Origin of the sequence: Halomonas sp. MCCC 1A11062 (assembly GCF_021404355.1) — a bacterium.
Taxonomy (GTDB): Bacteria; Pseudomonadota; Gammaproteobacteria; order Pseudomonadales; family Halomonadaceae; genus Halomonas; species Halomonas aerodenitrificans.
Map to the genome: position 1 here is coordinate 83,761 of NZ_JABFTW010000008.1, position 16,808 is coordinate 100,568.

Annotated in this window: 16 protein-coding genes; 8 read left to right on the forward strand and 8 right to left on the reverse strand. The window is 63.2% G+C overall.

What is annotated here, in order from left to right; all coding sequences use genetic code 11:
* Positions 1–11: 11 nt before the first annotated feature.
* The 3 genes from HOP58_RS10750 to HOP58_RS10760 all read right to left on the reverse strand — a co-directional run bounded on the left by HOP58_RS10750 (position 12) and on the right by HOP58_RS10760 (position 3,639).
* Positions 12–794, reverse strand: coding sequence for an alpha/beta fold hydrolase (locus HOP58_RS10750; protein WP_234254008.1), 783 nt, complete (start codon positions 792–794; stop codon positions 12–14).
* Positions 795–847: 53 nt separating this feature from the next.
* A complete protein-coding gene (locus tag HOP58_RS10755) occupies positions 848–1,519 on the reverse strand; it encodes a 7-cyano-7-deazaguanine/7-aminomethyl-7-deazaguanine transporter (RefSeq protein ID WP_010628548.1) in 672 nt (223 codons plus the stop codon).
* Between the two features lie 209 nt (positions 1,520–1,728).
* A complete protein-coding gene (locus HOP58_RS10760) occupies positions 1,729–3,639 on the reverse strand; it encodes a propionyl-CoA synthetase (protein ID WP_234260272.1) in 1,911 nt (636 codons plus the stop codon).
* Positions 3,640–4,020: 381 nt separating this feature from the next.
* Between HOP58_RS10760 and HOP58_RS10765 the strand changes: the two genes are divergently transcribed.
* Entirely contained in the window at positions 4,021–4,341 is a 321-nt protein-coding gene (locus HOP58_RS10765; protein ID WP_010628546.1) for a metalloregulator ArsR/SmtB family transcription factor, read from the forward strand.
* Positions 4,342–4,359: 18 nt separating this feature from the next.
* Here the strand turns inward: HOP58_RS10765 and sohB are convergent, their stop codons facing one another.
* Positions 4,360–5,397, reverse strand: a complete 1,038-nt coding sequence (sohB, locus tag HOP58_RS10770) for a protease SohB (protein WP_234260273.1) — start codon at positions 5,395–5,397, stop codon at positions 4,360–4,362.
* A 142-nt stretch (positions 5,398–5,539) separates the two neighbouring features.
* Here sohB and HOP58_RS10775 point away from each other — a divergent pair, with 142 nt between their 5' ends.
* Complete coding sequence (locus HOP58_RS10775; RefSeq protein ID WP_010628544.1) at positions 5,540–5,851, forward strand: SCP2 sterol-binding domain-containing protein; 312 nt, start codon at positions 5,540–5,542, stop codon at positions 5,849–5,851.
* A 72-nt stretch (positions 5,852–5,923) separates the two neighbouring features.
* On the opposite strand, the gene nudC is transcribed toward HOP58_RS10775, so the two are convergent.
* Genes nudC through HOP58_RS10795 form a run of 4 tightly spaced genes read right to left on the reverse strand, consistent with a single transcriptional unit; the run spans position 5,924 to position 8,735 of the window.
* Complete coding sequence (nudC, locus tag HOP58_RS10780) at positions 5,924–6,706, reverse strand: NAD(+) diphosphatase (protein WP_234254005.1); 783 nt, start codon at positions 6,704–6,706, stop codon at positions 5,924–5,926.
* Positions 6,693–7,457, reverse strand: a complete 765-nt coding sequence (dnaQ, locus tag HOP58_RS10785) for a DNA polymerase III subunit epsilon (protein WP_234254004.1) — start codon at positions 7,455–7,457, stop codon at positions 6,693–6,695. The genes nudC and dnaQ overlap by 14 nt, the downstream gene beginning before the upstream one ends.
* Before the next feature lie 2 nt (positions 7,458–7,459).
* Positions 7,460–7,957, reverse strand: a complete 498-nt coding sequence (gene rnhA, locus HOP58_RS10790) for a ribonuclease HI (RefSeq protein WP_010628541.1) — start codon at positions 7,955–7,957, stop codon at positions 7,460–7,462.
* Positions 7,950–8,735 carry a methyltransferase domain-containing protein gene (locus HOP58_RS10795; RefSeq protein ID WP_010628540.1) on the reverse strand — a complete coding sequence of 262 codons (786 nt, stop codon included), beginning with the start codon at positions 8,733–8,735 and terminating at the stop codon, positions 7,950–7,952. The genes rnhA and HOP58_RS10795 overlap by 8 nt, the downstream gene beginning before the upstream one ends.
* Before the next feature lie 184 nt (positions 8,736–8,919).
* Between HOP58_RS10795 and gloB the strand changes: the two genes are divergently transcribed.
* From gloB to HOP58_RS10825, 6 genes are all read left to right on the forward strand, one after another.
* A complete protein-coding gene (gene gloB, locus HOP58_RS10800) occupies positions 8,920–9,687 on the forward strand; it encodes a hydroxyacylglutathione hydrolase (protein WP_010628539.1) in 768 nt (255 codons plus the stop codon).
* A gap of 94 nt (positions 9,688–9,781) precedes the next feature.
* Complete coding sequence (locus tag HOP58_RS10805; RefSeq protein ID WP_010628538.1) at positions 9,782–10,948, forward strand: transglycosylase SLT domain-containing protein; 1,167 nt, start codon at positions 9,782–9,784, stop codon at positions 10,946–10,948.
* A 109-nt stretch (positions 10,949–11,057) separates the two neighbouring features.
* Positions 11,058–12,890 (forward strand): extracellular solute-binding protein, encoded by a 1,833-nt coding sequence (locus HOP58_RS10810; RefSeq protein WP_010628537.1) that lies wholly within the window; start codon positions 11,058–11,060, stop codon positions 12,888–12,890.
* A gap of 44 nt (positions 12,891–12,934) precedes the next feature.
* Complete coding sequence (locus tag HOP58_RS10815; protein ID WP_010628536.1) at positions 12,935–14,008, forward strand: microcin C ABC transporter permease YejB; 1,074 nt, start codon at positions 12,935–12,937, stop codon at positions 14,006–14,008.
* 4 nt (positions 14,009–14,012) lie between these two features.
* Positions 14,013–15,098 (forward strand): ABC transporter permease, encoded by a 1,086-nt coding sequence (locus tag HOP58_RS10820; protein ID WP_234260274.1) that lies wholly within the window; start codon positions 14,013–14,015, stop codon positions 15,096–15,098.
* The gene (locus HOP58_RS10825) at positions 15,091–16,683 is read left to right on the forward strand and encodes a dipeptide ABC transporter ATP-binding protein (protein WP_010628534.1); all 1,593 of its coding nucleotides are present in this window, start codon (positions 15,091–15,093) and stop codon (positions 16,681–16,683) included. Before HOP58_RS10820 ends, HOP58_RS10825 begins: the two co-directional genes overlap by 8 nt.
* The last annotated feature ends 125 nt before the right edge of the window (positions 16,684–16,808 follow it).

The following is a 16,808-nucleotide window of genomic DNA, read 5'->3' on the forward strand; positions in this document are numbered from 1 at the left end:
GTATGTGGAAATCAGGCTGACAAGGCTGAGAGAAAAGCGTTGACCTTGGCCTGAAAGGCTTCGGGCTGCTCGGCATGCAACCAGTGGCCGGCGTCCTGCAGGGTCACCACTTCGGCCGTCGGCAATACCTCACGCAGCGCCGGCAGCGCCGAATCCGGGACATAGTGCGAACGGCCACCACGCAGCACCAGCACCGGCCCATCGAAAGCGCCCTCACCGGCAGGCGCCTGCATGATCTCCTCGTAGCCTGTCTCGATCTGGTCGAGCCCCACGCGCAATGCCAGCATGCCCTCGGCATCGCGCTCCAGGTTGGTGGCGAGAAACAGGCGCGTGCCACGTTCTTCGACATGTTCGGCCAGTAGTGCATCCGCCTCGCGTCGGTTTTCCGGCCTGCCGCGCTGCAGATTGCGCAGGCCGGCAAAGACCGCGTCGTGGCCATGGCCGTACTTCTGCGGTGCGATGTCGGCCACGATCAGCGACGCCACTCGCTGTGGCGTCATGCGGGCCAGACTGATGACCACCTTGCCACCCATGGAATGCCCCAGCAGATGTGCCCGGTCGATTCCCAGGCGATCCATCAGGGCCAGCAGATCCTCGGCCATTTCGCCATAGCTCATGCCATCGGCGTGGGGCGAGCGACCGTGATTGCGCAGGTCGACCGCGATTACCCGGCGCTGCTCCTGCCACTGCTTGACGTGGGAGCGCCAGTTGTCGGCGCTGCCCAGCAGGCCATGGACGACGATGAGCGGGGTACCCTCTCCACCGCTATCCTGGAAATTGAGTTCGACGGTCATCCTTCCTCCCTTACATGAGCGTGTGGGCCCGGGCATTTTGGTCTGAGCATCGTTCAGAGCCGCTGCGGTGCCAGATCCTGCTGCCCGGTGATTTGCACCAGCCTGCGGCTCAGCGAGCTCAGCAACACGCCATAGAGCGGCAGGAAGAACAACAGGCTGATGCCCAGCTTGATGACATAGTCCACGGTGGCGATCTCGACCCAGTTGGCTGCCATGAAGGGATCAGGGCTGCGATAGAAGGCCATGGCAAAGAACGCGGCGGTATCGGCGAGATTGCCCAGCACGGTGGAAACGGCCGGGGCGACCCACCAGGCTCGCAGGCTGCGCAAGCGATCGAAGACCTGTACATCGAGCAGTTGGCCGAGCACGTAGGCGGCAAAGCTTGCCAAGGCGATGCGCGCCACGAAGAGGTTCCACTCGCCCAGCGCTTCCAGGCCGGCGAAGCTGCCACGGGGGAAGACGACCGAGACGACGTAGGAGATCAGCAGCGCAGGCAGCATCACGCGCATGATGATGGCGCGGGCCGGCTCCTTGCCGAACAGCCTCACGGTGAGGTCGGTGGCGAGAAAGATGAAAGGAAAGCTGAACGCCCCCCAGGTGGTATGGAAACCGAACAGCGTGAACGGCAGCTGGACGAGATAATTGCTGGCGGCAATGACCAGGATGTGAAACGACACCAGCAGCAGTAGGCAGCGTCGCTGCTGCGCTTCGGACAAGACGAACATGAGTGAATCCTTTTTTGACGGCCGCCACGGCGGCCAAGTCGATGACGAGGGGTGAGGGAACCCTCGCCGGCGCCCGTATCGTCGGGTGCCGGAATGAGGCAGGGATTATACGTGGCCCGCTGGCACTGGCCAATGCCCGTCCGCAGACAGGAGAAGACGAAGCGAGGATGGAGCGCTGAGCCGCCGGGTGGCGGCTCAGCGCTCGAGGATCAGACCTGGCGTGCCTCGTGCGCCGAACCCACGTCACGCGCCTTCATGGCTTCGTGCACGTCCTGCAGGCTTGCCGGGTCGTCGATGGTCGAGGGAACGCCGTACTCCTTGCCGTCGGCGATGTTGCGCAGCAGTTTGCGCAGGATCTTGCCCGAGCGGGTCTTGGGCAGGCGGTTGACCACCAGCACCTGCTTGAAGCAGGCGATCGGGCCGATCTTCTCCCGCACCAGCGCGATCAGCTCGTTTTCCAGGGTGACCTCGTCGCCATCGAAACCGTCCTTGGGGATGACCAGGCCGACCGGTATCTGCCCCTTCAGGGCATCGTGAATGCCGATCACTGCGCATTCGGCCACGGCCCGGTGGGCGCCGACCACCTCTTCCATCTCGCCGGTGGAGAGCCTGTGTCCGGCCACGTTGATGACGTCGTCGGTGCGGCCCATGATGAAGAGATAACCCTGTTCGTCGAAGTAGCCGCCGTCGCCGGTCAGGTAATAGCCGGGAAAGGCGGCCATGTAGGCACTGTGGAACCGCTGGGGATCGCCCCATACGCCGACCAGACAGCCCGGCGGCATGGGCTGCTTGATGACCACGCTGCCCTGTTCCATCGGCGCGGCCTGCTCCCCTTCCCGGTTGAGGATCTGCACGTTGAAACCGGGCACCGGCACGGTGGCACTGCCGGCCTTGGTCGGCATCGGTTCGAGCCCCTGCAGATTGGCTGCTATCGGCCAGCCGGTCTCGGTCTGCCACCAGTGGTCGATGACCGGCACGTCGAGCAGGTCGTCCAGCCAGTGGAACGTCGGCGGATCGAGGCGCTCACCCGCCAGATAGAGCGCCTTGAGGCAGGAGATATCGTACTGCTGCAGCAGGATGCCGTCAGGGTCCTCTTTCTTGATGGCGCGGAAGGCCGTCGGCGCAGTGAAGAAGCTCTTGACCCGATACTGGCTGATCAGCCGCCAGAAGGCGCCGGCATCAGGCGTCTTGACGGGCTTTCCTTCGTAGACCACGGTGGTGCAGCCACGCAGCAGCGGGGCATAGACGATATAGGAGTGGCCCACTACCCAGCCCACGTCCGAGGCCGAGAAGAACACGTCGCCCGGGGCCACGTCGTAGATGGTTTCCATCGAGTAATGCAGTGCTACGGCGTATCCCGCCGTGTCGCGTACCACGCCCTTGGGCTTGCCGGTCGTCCCGGAAGTGTAGAGAACGTAAAGAGGATCGCTCCCCTTCACCGGCACGCAGTCGGCCGGCTCGGCGTTCTCGAGCAGCTCGGCCCAATCGAGGTCGCGCGGACCGAGTTCGGCCAACTGATGCTGACGCTGCAGGTAGATGCAAGCATCGGGCTTGTGCTCGCTCAGCTCGATCGCTGCAGCGATGTTCGGCTGATAGGCAATGACCCGGTCGATTTCGACGCCGCAGGAGGCCGCCACAACGACCTTGGGCTTGGCGTCGTCGATGCGAACGGCGAGCTCGTGAGGGGCGAAACCGCCGAATACCACCGAGTGCACGGCGCCCAAGCGCGCGCAGGCGTACATCGCCACCAGCGCCTCCGGCACCATCGGCATGTAGATGACGATGCGATCGCCCTTCTCCACCCCGAGCCCCTTGAGCGCGCCGGCGAACAGTGCCACCTCGTCGCGCATCTCGCGGTAGGTCAGCGTGCGTTTCCCCCCGGTGACGGGCGAGTCCCAATAGATGGCCGGCTGGTCGCCTCGCCCCTGGTCGACATGATGATCCAGGGCGGCGTGGCACAGGTTGAGTTCGCCGTCCGTGTACCAGCGAGCGTGCCCCTGCTCGTCGTAATCGAGGACGGTCTTGGGCGACGTGAACCAAGGGATCCGGCTCGCTTGGTCGGCCCAGAAGGATTGCGGCTGTTCGATCGAGCGTTGGTATTCGTTCTTGTAGGCTGGCATGGGCATCTGTCCGACATCGAAGAGAACTTGATTGTTGACACTTTAGAGATTTTCTTCGGTTTTTCCTTCATACCATCGGCTAATATCGAGAAAAAAGCCGGCACATTGTCGTCAGGCGCCACCGGGTTGTTGACAATGAGAAGCAAAAGAGAGGAGCAGCAAGGAGGAAATAGCGACTTTGGTTGATTCTCCGTTTGACAGGGAGGAAGTCACTATCAATGATGACTAAATCAGCAATGCCATGACCAAGATTGGGCGCTGCCGAACAGCAACGGCTGTGACATGTCGTTTGCGCTGTCTTGTCCCGGACCGAGGTAGATGCCTGAAGCCGCCAAGCCCTGAGTCAAGCCACTGTGGCTCGGGCAATATGGGGAGAACATCATGAGCACCTCGCACAGCGCTGCAAGCCGGCTTCTCCAAGCTGGCAACCCGGCCATCGACAACGCCACTGCCCTGCTGAAGGCACTGGCCAACGACAATCGCTTACGTATCCTGTGTCTGCTGGACGGTGCCGAGCTTTCGGTGACCGAACTCAACCAGCGGCTTTCGCTGAGCCAATCCGCCCTCTCGCAGCACTTGGCGATCCTGCGTCGTGAAGGGCTCGTGTCGACGCGCCGGGCATCGCAGACCATCTACTACTCGCTGCAGGGCGAACAGGCGCGTCGCATGATCGACGCCCTGGTGCGTTTGCAGGAGGCGTGAGCGGCTGCGACGCCGCACTCAGCGTTTTTCCCAGCGGCTGGCGTCGAGGCGCTCGAGCACACGCATGATGGCTCCCTCGACGGCCTTGCTGGTTGCCATTCCCAGCCGTTCGCCCATCGGGTGGCGGGTCTCGAGACGAACGCCGATGATACGTGCCTCTTCCATACGCGATACCAGATAAGCCTCACTGGTACCGAGCTCATCGATCAGCCCCTTGTCCAGGGCCTCCCGCCCGTACCACACCTCGCCCGTGGCCACCGCTTCGATATCGAGATCAGGGCGCCGCTCGGCCACGTGACGCTTGAACAGAGCATGAATGTTGTCGAGATCGGACTGGAACTTTTCACGCCCCTCTTCGGTGTTCTCACCGAAGACGGTCAGCGTCCGCTTGTACTCGCCGGCCGTGAGCAATTCGACATCGACGTCGTGGCGTTTCAGCAGGCGATGAACGTTGGGCAGCTGAGCGACAACGCCGATCGAGCCCAGTACGGCAAACGGTGCGGCGCGCAACTGGTCGGCGGCGCATGCCATGAGGTAGCCGCCGCTGGCAGCAACCTTGTCCACGCAGACGGTAGTCTTCAGCCCGGCCTCGCGCAGGCGATCCATCTGGGCGGCGGCGAGCCCGTAGGAGTGCACCAGACCACCGGCGGACTCGAGACGCACGACGACCTCGTCCCCCGTTTCGGCCGCGGCGATCACGCTGGAGATCTCCTCGGCGAAGCGCCCCACGCCCGAGGCCTTGATGTCACCGCGGAAATCCAGCACCCATACCGTGGGGCGCGGCTCGGACGGCGACTTGCGGCTGCGGGAACGGCTCTTGTCGTCGCGCCGAAAGGCCTTGACCAGGCGCTTGCGCGCACTGGGCTCGGTGGCGGCCAGGGTCAGGCGTCGCCGGCGATACTCCAGCCGGTCGTTCAACTCCTCGATTTTCAGCCGTGTGCGCTCGCGGCCCTCGCCCTTGATCCGGGCAATGACCACCACCGCCACGACGACCAGCAGCGTGAGTACCGACATCTGTACGATGAAGCGCCCGATATCCATCAGCCATTCATTCACGTTGCCACTCCCTCCGTTGGTTGATTGCCAATCGTGACCTCGACCGAGGACATTGACAACGGACTTGATTGAAACGATCGTTTGAAATAACCTTTGACAAACAGGTTCTCAAGTCCCCGGCTCAATACCCATAGGAAATACCATGTCCATCTCGACCCTCGATAAACTGCAAGAGCGCTTCGATCCCCAGGCCGCCAAGGGCATGGACGATGTCTTCCAGTTCCACTTCAGCGACAACGGCAGCCATTATCTGGTCGTCAAGGATGGCACCCTGGCAATCGAGGAGGGCGAGCATGACGACCCTTCCGTCTCGCTCTCCATGAGCACCGATACCCTGAAAGGCATCATGACTGGAGACGTCAATGGCATGACGGCCTTCATGACAGGCAAGCTCAAGGCCACCGGTAACGTGATGCTGGCCACCAAGCTCACCAGCCTGTTCCCTAATCGCTGATCGACCCGCGTCGACACAGCGTCGAAGGGCCGCCAACAGGCGGCCCTTTTCATTACTGCAAGCCACCGCCTGTCATTTACGCGCGACCCCGCCCGCGACCTCGGCCAGGTGGGTTTCGATCAGCGCCCGGGATATGGAGTATGTCGGCGGAAGTTGGGGCAGCCGGCCGGGCGTGAACCAGGCGGCGTCGGCGATCTCGATGCCGTCGATGCGAATGCGCCGGCTGGCGGCTTCGGCGAAGAAGCCCAGCATCAGGGCGTGGGGAAAGGGCCAAGCCTGGCTGCGGTAGTAGCGTATGCGCCCTACGCTGACGCCCACTTCCTCGTGCACCTCGCGGTGAACCGCCTCCTCGGCCGATTCGCCCGGCTCGATGAAGCCGGCCAGCGTGGAGTAGCGTCCCGGCGGAAAGCGCGGACTGCGAGCCAACAGCATGGCTTCGCCATGAGTGACAAGGGTGATGATGCAGGGCGAGATGCGCGGATAGTTACGATGCCCGCACTGCTCACAGTGCATGGCGAATTCGGCATCGAGCCGCGCCGAGGGCGCTCCGCAGCGCCCGCAGAAGCGATGATCGCGTATCCAGGCTGCCACCTGCAGCGCGGTGGAGATCAGCGGAAACCAGGATTCCGGTAGCCGTGCCAGCCACTGCCGTCCGTCGGGCCAACTCTCGTCGGCATGCTCTTCCACCGACAGCGCGATCGGCTCGTCATGCCAGAAGGCCAGTGGCTGCACGCTCTGGGGCCAGGGTTGCTCCGGCTGCAGCGGGCTACCATCCGGGCCGATGGCAATGCGTCCATCGGCCACACGAATCAGGCGGCCGTAGCTACAGCCGAGCGGTAGCTCACGGCGCAGCATCGCTGGCCTCGTGCGTCTGGCCTAGCAGCGCGTCCCAGTGGCAGCTGCCCGATGCCTGACGAATCTGGTCGAGTTTGGCCTGGTGGGCAGCCAGTTCCTCGGCGCCGGGCTGCACCACGCGCAGAGTGCCGGCAGGCAAGGCAAGGCGCCTGATGGACAGGCCGCTGGCCATGGCGTCGCTACTGCTGCTCTCCTCCGCATCCAGCGACAGCGCCGTCTGACCACCGGTCATGGCCAGATAGACTTCGGCCAGGATCTCTGCATCGAGCAAGGCGCCGTGCAGCACACGATGACCGTTGTCGATCTCGTAGCGTTTGCACAAGGCATCCAGGTTGTTGCGCTGGCCGGGGTGGCGCTCGCGTGCCAGTTTCAGCGTATCCAGGATTCGACAGTGCTCGGCCACCGGCCCCAGGCGTGGCTCACCGCGAGCCGACAGAAGCAGGTTGAACTCGTGGTCGATGAAGCCGACGTCGAACGCGGCGTTGTGGATCACAAGTTCGGCACCGCGCACGAATGCCCAGAACTCATCGGCGACCGCGGAAAAGACCGGTTTGTCCTCGAGAAACTCGTTGGTGATGCCGTGCACCCCGATGGCCTCGGCCTCGACCTCGCGCTCGGGATTGATGTACTGATGGTAGGTGCGTCCCGTGAATCGGCGGTTCACGAGCTCAAGGGCACCGATCTCGATCAGGCGGTGGCCTTCCCGGGGGTCGATACCGGTGGTTTCGGTATCCAGCACGATCTGACGCATGGCTAGGACTCAGGTTGAGTGATGGTGGGCTTGGAGCTGGTCCGGTGGGCATCGATGGCGGCGTTGGCCAGCGCATCGGCGCGCTCGTTGCCGGGATGGCCGCTGTGCCCCTTGACCCAATGCCAATGAATCCGATGGCGCCGAGTCTCCTCGAGCAGCTCGCGCCAAAGCTCCGCATTCTTGACGGGTTGACGATTGGCCGTCTTCCAATTGCGCTTCATCCAGCCGTGGATCCATTCGGTGATGCCGAGCCGCAGGTATTCGGAGTCGGTCCAGAGCTCCACCTCGCAGGGGCGCTTGAGCGTGCGCAACGCCATGATGGCGGCCATCAACTCCATGCGATTGTTGGTGGTGTTCGCCTCGAAGCCATTGAGGGTCTTCTCGTGACTGCCGCTTTCCAGTACGGCCCCCCACCCCCCCGGGCCCGGGTTACCGCGGCAGGCACCATCGGTGTGTATCGTCACGCTGGGGAGGGGCTGATCGCGCTCACTGTCACTCAACTTCGGTGGTCCTTCTACTTGGTTCCGGCGCGGTACTTCCGACACGCGTCGCATGACCCAGGGCTCCGCCGCCCAGGCTGCTCTGAATGCGCAGCTTGGGTCGCTGACTCTGAACGAGGCGCGCTCGGCGTCTGGCACGAATGATGTAGCTATCGCCCAGCGGCACGTTATGCCGCCGCCCGAGAGTTTCGAGCGTGGCATTGTTAGGTAGGCTGCCAGGAAGATGAAAGCCGCAATAGTCTACCCGCTCGATGCGAAAGTCGACAAACGCCAGCCAGTCTCCGAGCTTTGCCGGGGTTCTCCAGTGACCACGCCAGGGCAAGCGGTTACGCCGCCTGGGCGAGAGCCGTGCCAGGCCGGTAATGCCCAGCGGCATCCAGCCCAGTACGATCAGACAGCCATCGTCCGCCGTGACCCGAGCTGCTTCCTGCAGTAGCCGGTGCGGTTCTTCCACGAGTTCGAGCAAGTGGTGCACGATGACCAGATGCAGACATTCATCCGGCAGAGGGAGCGCGTCCAGCGGACAGACCAGGCTCGACGCAGACTCGGAGAGCTCGGCGGTGGGAGCCCAGCGAATGTTATGGCGGATGGGTGACATGTCGGTCAGCGAAGGCCCCATTCCCAGTTCAAGACTGTGGCCGCCGTGCAGGCTTTCACATACGGGACCCAGGCAGGCCCGTTCGGCACGCCAATGCGCCTGTCCGTTCTCGCTGGACCAGTAGCGATGCCCCTCTCGATACAGCTGAGCCAAGGTGGCCGCTCCGTGCGGATTTGACATTTCCGACCATTACCTCCATGATCACCGGTTTTGCAGGCAATTTTTGGCTAATTGGCCGCTATTTCGTCGCCATGTTTCGCATGCTGGCGACCCCAAGTGACGCCGGACGCAATGGGAAACACCGGCGAGCTGCATTCATTTCGGTTGACAATTCGGTTGACGACGCAACAAGGACAGACCGCCTATGCTGAGCGTGACACCGATTCCCGCTTTTAGCGACAACTATATCTGGCTACTGCGCCAGGATACGAGCCCGGAAGCCTGTGTCGTGGATCCAGGCGATGCGGCGCCGGTCATCCAGACGCTGGAGCAGGAAGGCCTCGCCCTCGGCACCATTCTCGTCACCCATCATCATCACGACCACACGGGTGGCCTGCCGGAGCTCATCGAACGCTATTCACCCGAGGTCATCGGCCCCGACAACCCGGCTATCTCGGGCCTGACGCAGCGAGTCGGTCAAGGCGACTCCTGCCGCGTCATGGGACGTCGCTTCGACGTCCACGAGGTGCCCGGCCATACCCTCGATCATATCGCCTTCTTCACGGCTGGCATCCCCCCACTGCTGTTCTGCGGCGACACGCTGTTTGCGGGGGGCTGCGGCCGGCTGTTCGAAGGCAGCCCGGAGCAGATGTACCGCTCTCTACAGACCCTGGCCGCGCTGCCGGACGACACTCTGGTTTTCGCGGCTCACGAGTACACCCTGGCCAACCTGAAATTTGCTCAGGCGGCGGACCCGCACAACCGGGACGTTGCCGATGCCCTGGCGGAAACTCGGCGTGCCCGCGAGCACGACCGCCCCACTCTGCCCAGCCAGATTGCACGCGAGAAGCGCATCAATCCCTTCTTGCGCTGTGCAGACCCGGACGTACGCGCCACCGCTTCTCAGCATGGCAATACCGAAACCGACCAGAGCACCTTCGCGACCCTGCGTGCCTGGAAAGACGGTTTCTGACATCGATTTTAAAGACACGTTTTCAAGACACGGCTTTTCAAGAATCGACGAATCCCATGGGCAACGCGACGACGAATGCCCAGAAGGAGAACGCATGACTTATCGAACGACGAGGCAGTGGACGCTGGCACTTGCCGGGGGTATCGCCATGATTGGCGCGCTGTCGGCGACCAGCCCGGCGCTGTTGGCATCACCTCATCCGGGCGCCTCACCTGCCTTGCCCACTCACCATTTCTGGGACGACCTGAATCTCGAGGCCATGCCGGGAGATGCCTGGGAGCGGTTGCGCGACAATCTGGCGTGGCAGGATCGTCGCCATGACGCCCGGGTGCAGCACTGGATCGAGCATTACCGCGCCAACCCCCACAACGTGGTCGAGATCATCGAGCGCGCCCGCCCCTGGATGGCCTGGATCACCGAGCAGGTGGAACTGCGCGGGCTGCCCGGCGAAGTGAGCCTGATCCCCTTCGTCGAAAGCTCCTACGACCCCCATGCCCGCAGCAACCGGGGCGCAGCCGGGCTCTGGCAGTTCATGCCCGGGACCGCCGATGCCCTGGGGCTGCGCCGGCATGGCGGCTACGATGGGCGTCTCGATGTGGTTGCTGCCACTCACGCCGCGCTGGACTACATCGAGCTGCAGGCCGAGCAGTGGTATGAAGGCGACATCGAGCTTTCGCTGGCGGCGTACAACGCCGGCGCCGGTACGGTCAACCGCGCGCGGCATGGCGCTCAAGCTCGCGGCGAAGCCGGTGATTACTGGCAGTTGCAGTTGCCCAACGAAACCATGCAATACCTGCCCAAGCTGAACGCCATCGCAGCGATCATCGAAGATCCCGATGCCTATGGTGTCGCCCTGCCCGAGATCGACGATGCGCCTGCCTTTGCCAAGGTGCCGGTCAATCGGCCCATCGAGCTTTCCCAACTGGCCAGGGCGACTGGCGTTGCCGCCTCGGAACTCACCTCGCTCAATCCCGGCCTTACCAACGGTAGCGCCAACCCGTCCACGGTCGAGGTGGTGCTGGTGCCGGTCGAACAGGAAGAGCTGATACTGGCCGAGCTGAGCGCTCCGGCACCGCAAACAGCACCAGCGCCGGCTGGCGACAGCCAATATCTGGTGCAACGAGGCGACAGTCTCTCTGCCATTGCGGCTCGTCATAGCATCAGCGTGGCCGAGCTACGCCAGCATAACGGCCTGCGTGGCGACACCATTCAGGTGGGCCAGACGCTCGAGATTCCTCATCGCAGCCTGGCCGCACGGTAAAATAGGCAGCAACGCAGCACAAACCGAGGTTTACAAGCGACGGGTGGCCTGACACCTTATGGCGGTAATGCTCGATTTTCCGGGATAGCCCCTACCAAGGATGTCTTAGATGCGGTTCGTCTTGCGCTCCACGCTGTGCTGCTGCCTGTTGATCGGCGGGTGGGCCTCTCCGCTCGCGGCCGGTGCCGATACCGTTCCTACCGTCCACGGCCTGGCTCTCTACGATGAGCCTGCCCTGCCCGAAGATTTCAGCCACTTTCCCTATGTGGAGCCCGATGCTCCCAAGGGTGGCACCATGACGCAGGCGGCGGTAGGCAGCAGCTTCGATTCGACCAACCCTTTCATCATCCGCGGCACGCCGGCCATCGGCATCGGCCAGATCTACGATACGCTGCTCACCGAGAACGCCGACGAGCCGTTCAGCGTCTACGGCTTGCTGGCCGAAGGCATACGGCTCGATCCGGAGCGCTACTGGATCGAGTTCGACCTGCGCCCTGAGGCCCGCTTTCACGACGGCGAGCCGGTAACGGCCGAAGACGTGGTGTTCAGCTTCAACCTGCTGATCGAGGAGGGCAATCCGTTCTATCGCGGCTATTACGCCGACGTCGAACGGGTCGTGGCGCTGGATCCTCATATCGTGCGCTTCGAGTTCTCCACCAACCACTCGCGTGAACTGCCGCTGATCGTCGGTCAACTGCCAATCCTGCCCAAGCACTACTGGGAAGAACGCGACTTCAGCGCTCCGACGCTGGCACGCCATCCCGGTTCAGGACCGTACCGAATCGCCAGCGTCGAGCCCGGTCGGCGCATCGTCTATCGGCGCGACGACGACTACTGGGGGCGCGACCTGCCGGTCAACGTCGGCCGGCACAACATCGACCGCCTGATCTACGACTACTACCGCGATCGCGACATCGCTTGGGAAGCCTTCAAGGCGGGTGTGATGGACTACCGCATCGACGCCCGCGCGGCCACCTGGGCCATCGGCTACGATTTTCCCGCCTATCGCGACGGCCTGGTCAAGCGCATCACCGTGCCGGACGGTCAGCCTTCGCGCATGCAGTCGTTCGTGTTCAACCTGCGCCGCGACAAGTTCCAGGATCCCCGCGTTCGTGAGGCGCTGAACCTGACCTTCGACTTCCCCTGGCTCAACGCCAACCTGTTCTACGACTCCTATCACCCCACCGAGAGCTATTTCCAGAACTCCGAGATGGCCGCCGAGGGCTTGCCGAGCGAAGCGGAGCTCGAACTGCTCGAACCCCATCGCGATGAACTCCCCGCGCGTGTATTCGACAGTCCGGTACCCATCGATCATCCCGAGGATCTTCGCGAACGCCTGCGGCTTGCCTACGATCTGCTGCTCGAAGCCGGCTACGAGGTACGGGACGGCAGATTGGTCGATGAGCGTGGACGCCCTCTCACCGTCGAGGTGATGCTGTTCGACAGCGGCATGGAGCGCGTGGTGCAGCCGATGCTGCGCAACATGTCGCGCCTTGGCGTGCAGGGCCGGCTGCGCATCGTGGACATCAACCAGTTCCTCAACCGTCTGCGCAGCTTCGATTTCGACATCGTCGTCGGCCAGTTCCCGCAGTCGAACAACCCCGGCAACGAGCAGCGCGAATACTGGACCAGCGAGTTCGCCCACTCGCCCCAGAGCCGCAACCTGATGGGGCTCGAGAGCCCGGCGGTGGACGAGCTGGTGGAACGCATCATTCGCGCCGACAGCCGGGAGGAGCTCAACACCGCCACGCGTGCGCTGGACCGGGTACTACTGTGGAGTTTCATCACCGTTCCCCAGTACCATTCCGGCGAAACCCGCATAGCGGTATGGGACAAGTTCGGCTATCCGGAGCCGTTTCCCAAGTATGGCTTGGACCTCTCGGCCTGGTGGGTGGACACCGCCCGCGAAGCCGAGTTGAACCGCCGTCTGCGACGCAGATAGGCAGTCACCGTTTGCTACCCAAGCTTCTACGAGGATGATCTATCGTGAGTCGCTACATCCTGCGCCGCCTGCTGCTGATGATCCCGACCCTGATCGGCATCATGCTGCTCAACTTCATCATCGTGCAGGCCGCCCCGGGCGGGCCCATCGACCAGATGCTGGCCCGCTTCGAGGGCATGGACGCCATGGCCAGTACCCGTCTGGATGCCGGCGGCGGCGACGTGGTGGTACAGGATGAGTCGCGCGGCGCTCGCGGCGTCGATCCGCGCTTCATCGAGCAGCTCGAGCAGCAGTTCGGCTTCGACCAGCCGGCTCACATCCGCTTCCTGACCATGATGCGCGACTACGCCACCTTCGACTTCGGCAACAGTTTTTTCCGCGATAGGCCAGTGGTGGAGTTGATGATCGAACGCCTGCCGGTGTCGATCTCGCTGGGCCTGTGGACCACGCTGCTGGTTTATCTGATCTCGATCCCGCTGGGGATACGCAAGGCGCTGCATCACGGCTCACGCTTCGACGTCTGGACCTCGGGGCTGGTGATCGTCGGCTATGCCATTCCCGGCTTCCTGTTCGCCATTCTGCTGATCGTGCTGTTCGCCGGAGGCAGCTACTGGGACCTGTTTCCGCTGCGCGGATTGACCTCGCCGGACTTCGAGGAGCTCTCCACCTGGGGCAAGATCAAGGATTACTTCTGGCACATCACCCTGCCGGTCACGGCCATGACCATCGGCAGTTTCGCCACCCTGACCATGCTGACCAAGAACAGCTTCCTGGACGAGATCCACAAGCAATACGTGCTGACGGCGCGAGCCAAGGGCGCCAGTGACCGGCGTACGCTGTATGGCCACGTGTTCCGCAATGCCATGCTGATCATCATCGCCGGCCTGCCCGGGGCGCTGGTCACGATCTTCTTCACCGGATCGCTGCTGATCGAGGTGATCTTCTCCCTCGAAGGGCTTGGCCTGCTCGGTTTCGAGGCGGTGATGCAGCGCGACTACCCGGTAATCTTCGGCACCCTGTTCCTGTATACCCTGATCGGTCTGATTCTGAAGCTGATCTCCGATCTCACCTATGTCTGGGTGGACCCGCGCATAGATTTCGAGACCCGGGAGTCCTGAGACGATGCCCATTGCCTTCACCTCCAAGCTCTCCCCCATTGCGCGCCGTCGTATCGATGTCTTTCGCAGCAACCGGCGTGCCCGGATCTCGCTGTGGATCTTCCTCGCCCTGTTCGTGGTGAGTCTGGCGGCGGAGCTGATCGCTAATGACAAGCCCATCGTCATGCAGTACGACGGGCAGTGGTACGTGCCGCTGCTGGTGGACTATCCCGAAACCGAGTTCGGTGGTTTCCTGCCTACCCGGGCGGACTATCACGACCCGTTCATCCAGCAGCAGATCGAGGAGAACGGCTGGGCGCTCTGGCCGCTGATTCCTTTCTCCTACCAGACGCTGGACATGCAGATGATGCGGCCTTCACCATCGCCGCCCGACGCCCGCCACTGGCTGGGCACCGACGATCAGGGGCGCGATGTGCTGGCCCGGGTCATCTACGGCTTTCGCCTGTCGGTCTTCTTCGCTTTGGTGCTTACCGCCGGCTCGCTGGTGATGGGGGTGATCATCGGCGGCATACAGGGCTACTTCGGCGGCAAGACCGACCTGATCGGCCAGCGGCTCACAGAGATATGGTCGGGGCTGCCGGTGCTGTTCCTGCTGATCATTCTGGCCAGCCTGGTACAGCCCGGCTTCTGGTGGCTGCTGGGTATCATGCTGTTGTTCTCCTGGCTCGGCCTGGTGGACGTGGTGCGCGCCGAATTCCTCCGCGCGCGCAACCTGGAGTACGTCCGCGCGGCCAAGGCGATGGGCCTGCCGTCGAGGCTGATCATGTGGCGTCATGTACTGCCCAATGCCATGGTCGCCACGCTGACCTTCATTCCGTTCCTGTTCACCGGCGCTATCACCACCCTGACGGCTCTCGACTTCCTCGGCTTCGGCCTGCCGCCAGGCTCGCCCTCCCTGGGCGAACTGGTGGCCCAGGGCAAGAACAATCTGCATGCTCCGTGGCTGGGCATCACCGCCTTCGTCAGTCTGTCGCTGATGCTCTCGCTGCTGGTTTTCATCGGCGAGGGGCTGCGAGATGCCTTCGATCCTCGCCATATTCAGCACGCACTCAGCGCCACCCCGTTGACCAGGACTCAGCCCAATGCCTGATTCGCAGCCCTTGCTTCGCCTCGACAAGCTGTCGATTGCCTTCGGCGACAAGCCGGTACTCCAGGAGCTCTCGCTGGAGGTTCATCGTGGTGAAACCCTGGCACTGGTCGGCGAGTCCGGCTCCGGCAAGTCGGTCTCAGCGCTCGGTGCCATGAACCTGCTGCCGGACAACGCCCAGGTCAGCGGCGGTCGCTGGCTGGGCGAGACGGATCTTGCCGCGTTGAAGAAGCGCCAATGGCAGTCGCTGCTGGGTAGACGGGTGGGCTTCGTGTTCCAGGAGCCGATGACCTCGCTCAATCCGCTGCACACCATCGCCAAGCAGATCGGCGAGACCCTGCGCTTGCATCAGGGGCTGTCAGGCCGCGCGGCACGTGAGCGCAGCCGCAAGTTGCTCGAGCAGGTCAAGCTGCCGCGGCCCGATGAGCTGCTCGACGCCTGGCCGCACCAGCTCTCCGGCGGCCAGCGTCAGCGCGTGATGATCGCCATGGCCATCGCCAACGATCCTGAACTGCTGATTGCCGACGAGCCTACCACGGCACTCGACGTGACCGTGCAGCAGGACATCCTCGCCCTGCTTGCCGAGCTGCGCGAGCGACATGGCATGGGCATGCTCTTCATCACCCACGACCTCAATCTGGTGCGGCGCCATGCCGATCGCGTCTGCGTGCTCTACAACGGCCAGGAGCAGGAAACCGGCCCGGTCGACGACGTCTTCTCCTCGCCCCGCAGCGCCTACACCCGTACCCTGCTGGATGCGGAGCCGACGGGACGCCCCGCCCCGGTCACCTCGACGGCCCGCCTGCTCGAAGCACGTGGCGTCTCGGTCAGCTTTCAGCGCTCCAAGCGCTTGTTCGCCAAGCGCCCGCCCGCTTTCGAGGCGGTGAAGCCGATCGACCTGCACCTGGCCCCCGGTGAAACCTTGGGCATCGTCGGCGAATCCGGTTCCGGCAAGACCACGTTGGCCATGGCCCTGCTGCGCCTGGTGGAGTCGCGCGGGGAGATCGAACTCGATGGAGAACGGTTGGACCGACTGACCGGCAATGCCCTGCGCAAGCGGCGCCGCCGTATCCAGGTCGTGTTTCAGGACCCCTATGGCTCGCTGTCGCCGCGCATGCCCGTCTCGGACATCATCAGCGAGGGGCTGCGTTTCCATTATCCCGAGCTTTCCGAAGAGGAAGTCGCCGCGCGGGTGACGGCCGCCATCAAGGAGGTCGGGCTGCCGAGTGATTGTGCCGCGCGCTATCCCCACGAGTTCTCGGGTGGTCAACGCCAGCGCATTGCCGTGGCCAGGGCGCTGATTCTGGAACCCGCGCTGGTCGTTCTCGACGAGCCCACGTCGGCCCTCGACCGCACGGTACAGAAGCAGCTCGTGGAGCTGTTACGTGACCTGCAGGCTCGGCGTGGTTTGAGCTTCTTGTTCATCAGCCACGACCTCGCGGTGGTTCGTGCCATGGCGCATCGCGTTCTGGTACTCAAGGACGGTGAGCTGGTGGAACAGGGGGAATGTCTGCCGCTGTTGGCTGAACCTACCAGCGCTTACACTCGGGCCTTGGTCAAGGCTGCGGGCTTGTCTGCTTATGATTGATGTTTCCGACTTTTCGTATACGGAAGAAAACCATAAAAGATAACGGTATAAAACTAGCAGCTAGAACATCACCACGCGATTTCAACGCACACCGTGACATAATGTGAATCCTACTGACCGGGAAC

What these genes read in the sequence shown, in the direction of transcription:
- HOP58_RS10750 (WP_234254008.1), bottom strand. Translation starts at nt 794, where the DNA reads ATGACCGTCGAACTCAATTTCCAGGATAGCGGTGGAGAGGGTACCCCG.
- HOP58_RS10755 (WP_010628548.1), bottom strand. Translation starts at nt 1,519, where the DNA reads ATGTTCGTCTTGTCCGAAGCGCAGCAGCGACGCTGCCTACTGCTGCTG.
- HOP58_RS10760 (WP_234260272.1), bottom strand. Translation starts at nt 3,639, where the DNA reads ATGCCAGCCTACAAGAACGAATACCAACGCTCGATCGAACAGCCGCAA.
- HOP58_RS10765 (WP_010628546.1), top strand. Translation starts at nt 4,021, where the DNA reads ATGAGCACCTCGCACAGCGCTGCAAGCCGGCTTCTCCAAGCTGGCAAC.
- HOP58_RS10775 (WP_010628544.1), top strand. Translation starts at nt 5,540, where the DNA reads ATGTCCATCTCGACCCTCGATAAACTGCAAGAGCGCTTCGATCCCCAG.
- nudC (WP_234254005.1), bottom strand. Translation starts at nt 6,706, where the DNA reads ATGCTGCGCCGTGAGCTACCGCTCGGCTGTAGCTACGGCCGCCTGATT.
- dnaQ (WP_234254004.1), bottom strand. Translation starts at nt 7,457, where the DNA reads ATGCGTCAGATCGTGCTGGATACCGAAACCACCGGTATCGACCCCCGG.
- HOP58_RS10795 (WP_010628540.1), bottom strand. Translation starts at nt 8,735, where the DNA reads ATGTCAAATCCGCACGGAGCGGCCACCTTGGCTCAGCTGTATCGAGAG.
- gloB (WP_010628539.1), top strand. Translation starts at nt 8,920, where the DNA reads ATGCTGAGCGTGACACCGATTCCCGCTTTTAGCGACAACTATATCTGG.
- HOP58_RS10805 (WP_010628538.1), top strand. Translation starts at nt 9,782, where the DNA reads ATGACTTATCGAACGACGAGGCAGTGGACGCTGGCACTTGCCGGGGGT.
- HOP58_RS10810 (WP_010628537.1), top strand. Translation starts at nt 11,058, where the DNA reads ATGCGGTTCGTCTTGCGCTCCACGCTGTGCTGCTGCCTGTTGATCGGC.
- HOP58_RS10820 (WP_234260274.1), top strand. Translation starts at nt 14,013, where the DNA reads ATGCCCATTGCCTTCACCTCCAAGCTCTCCCCCATTGCGCGCCGTCGT.
- HOP58_RS10825 (WP_010628534.1), top strand. Translation starts at nt 15,091, where the DNA reads ATGCCTGATTCGCAGCCCTTGCTTCGCCTCGACAAGCTGTCGATTGCC.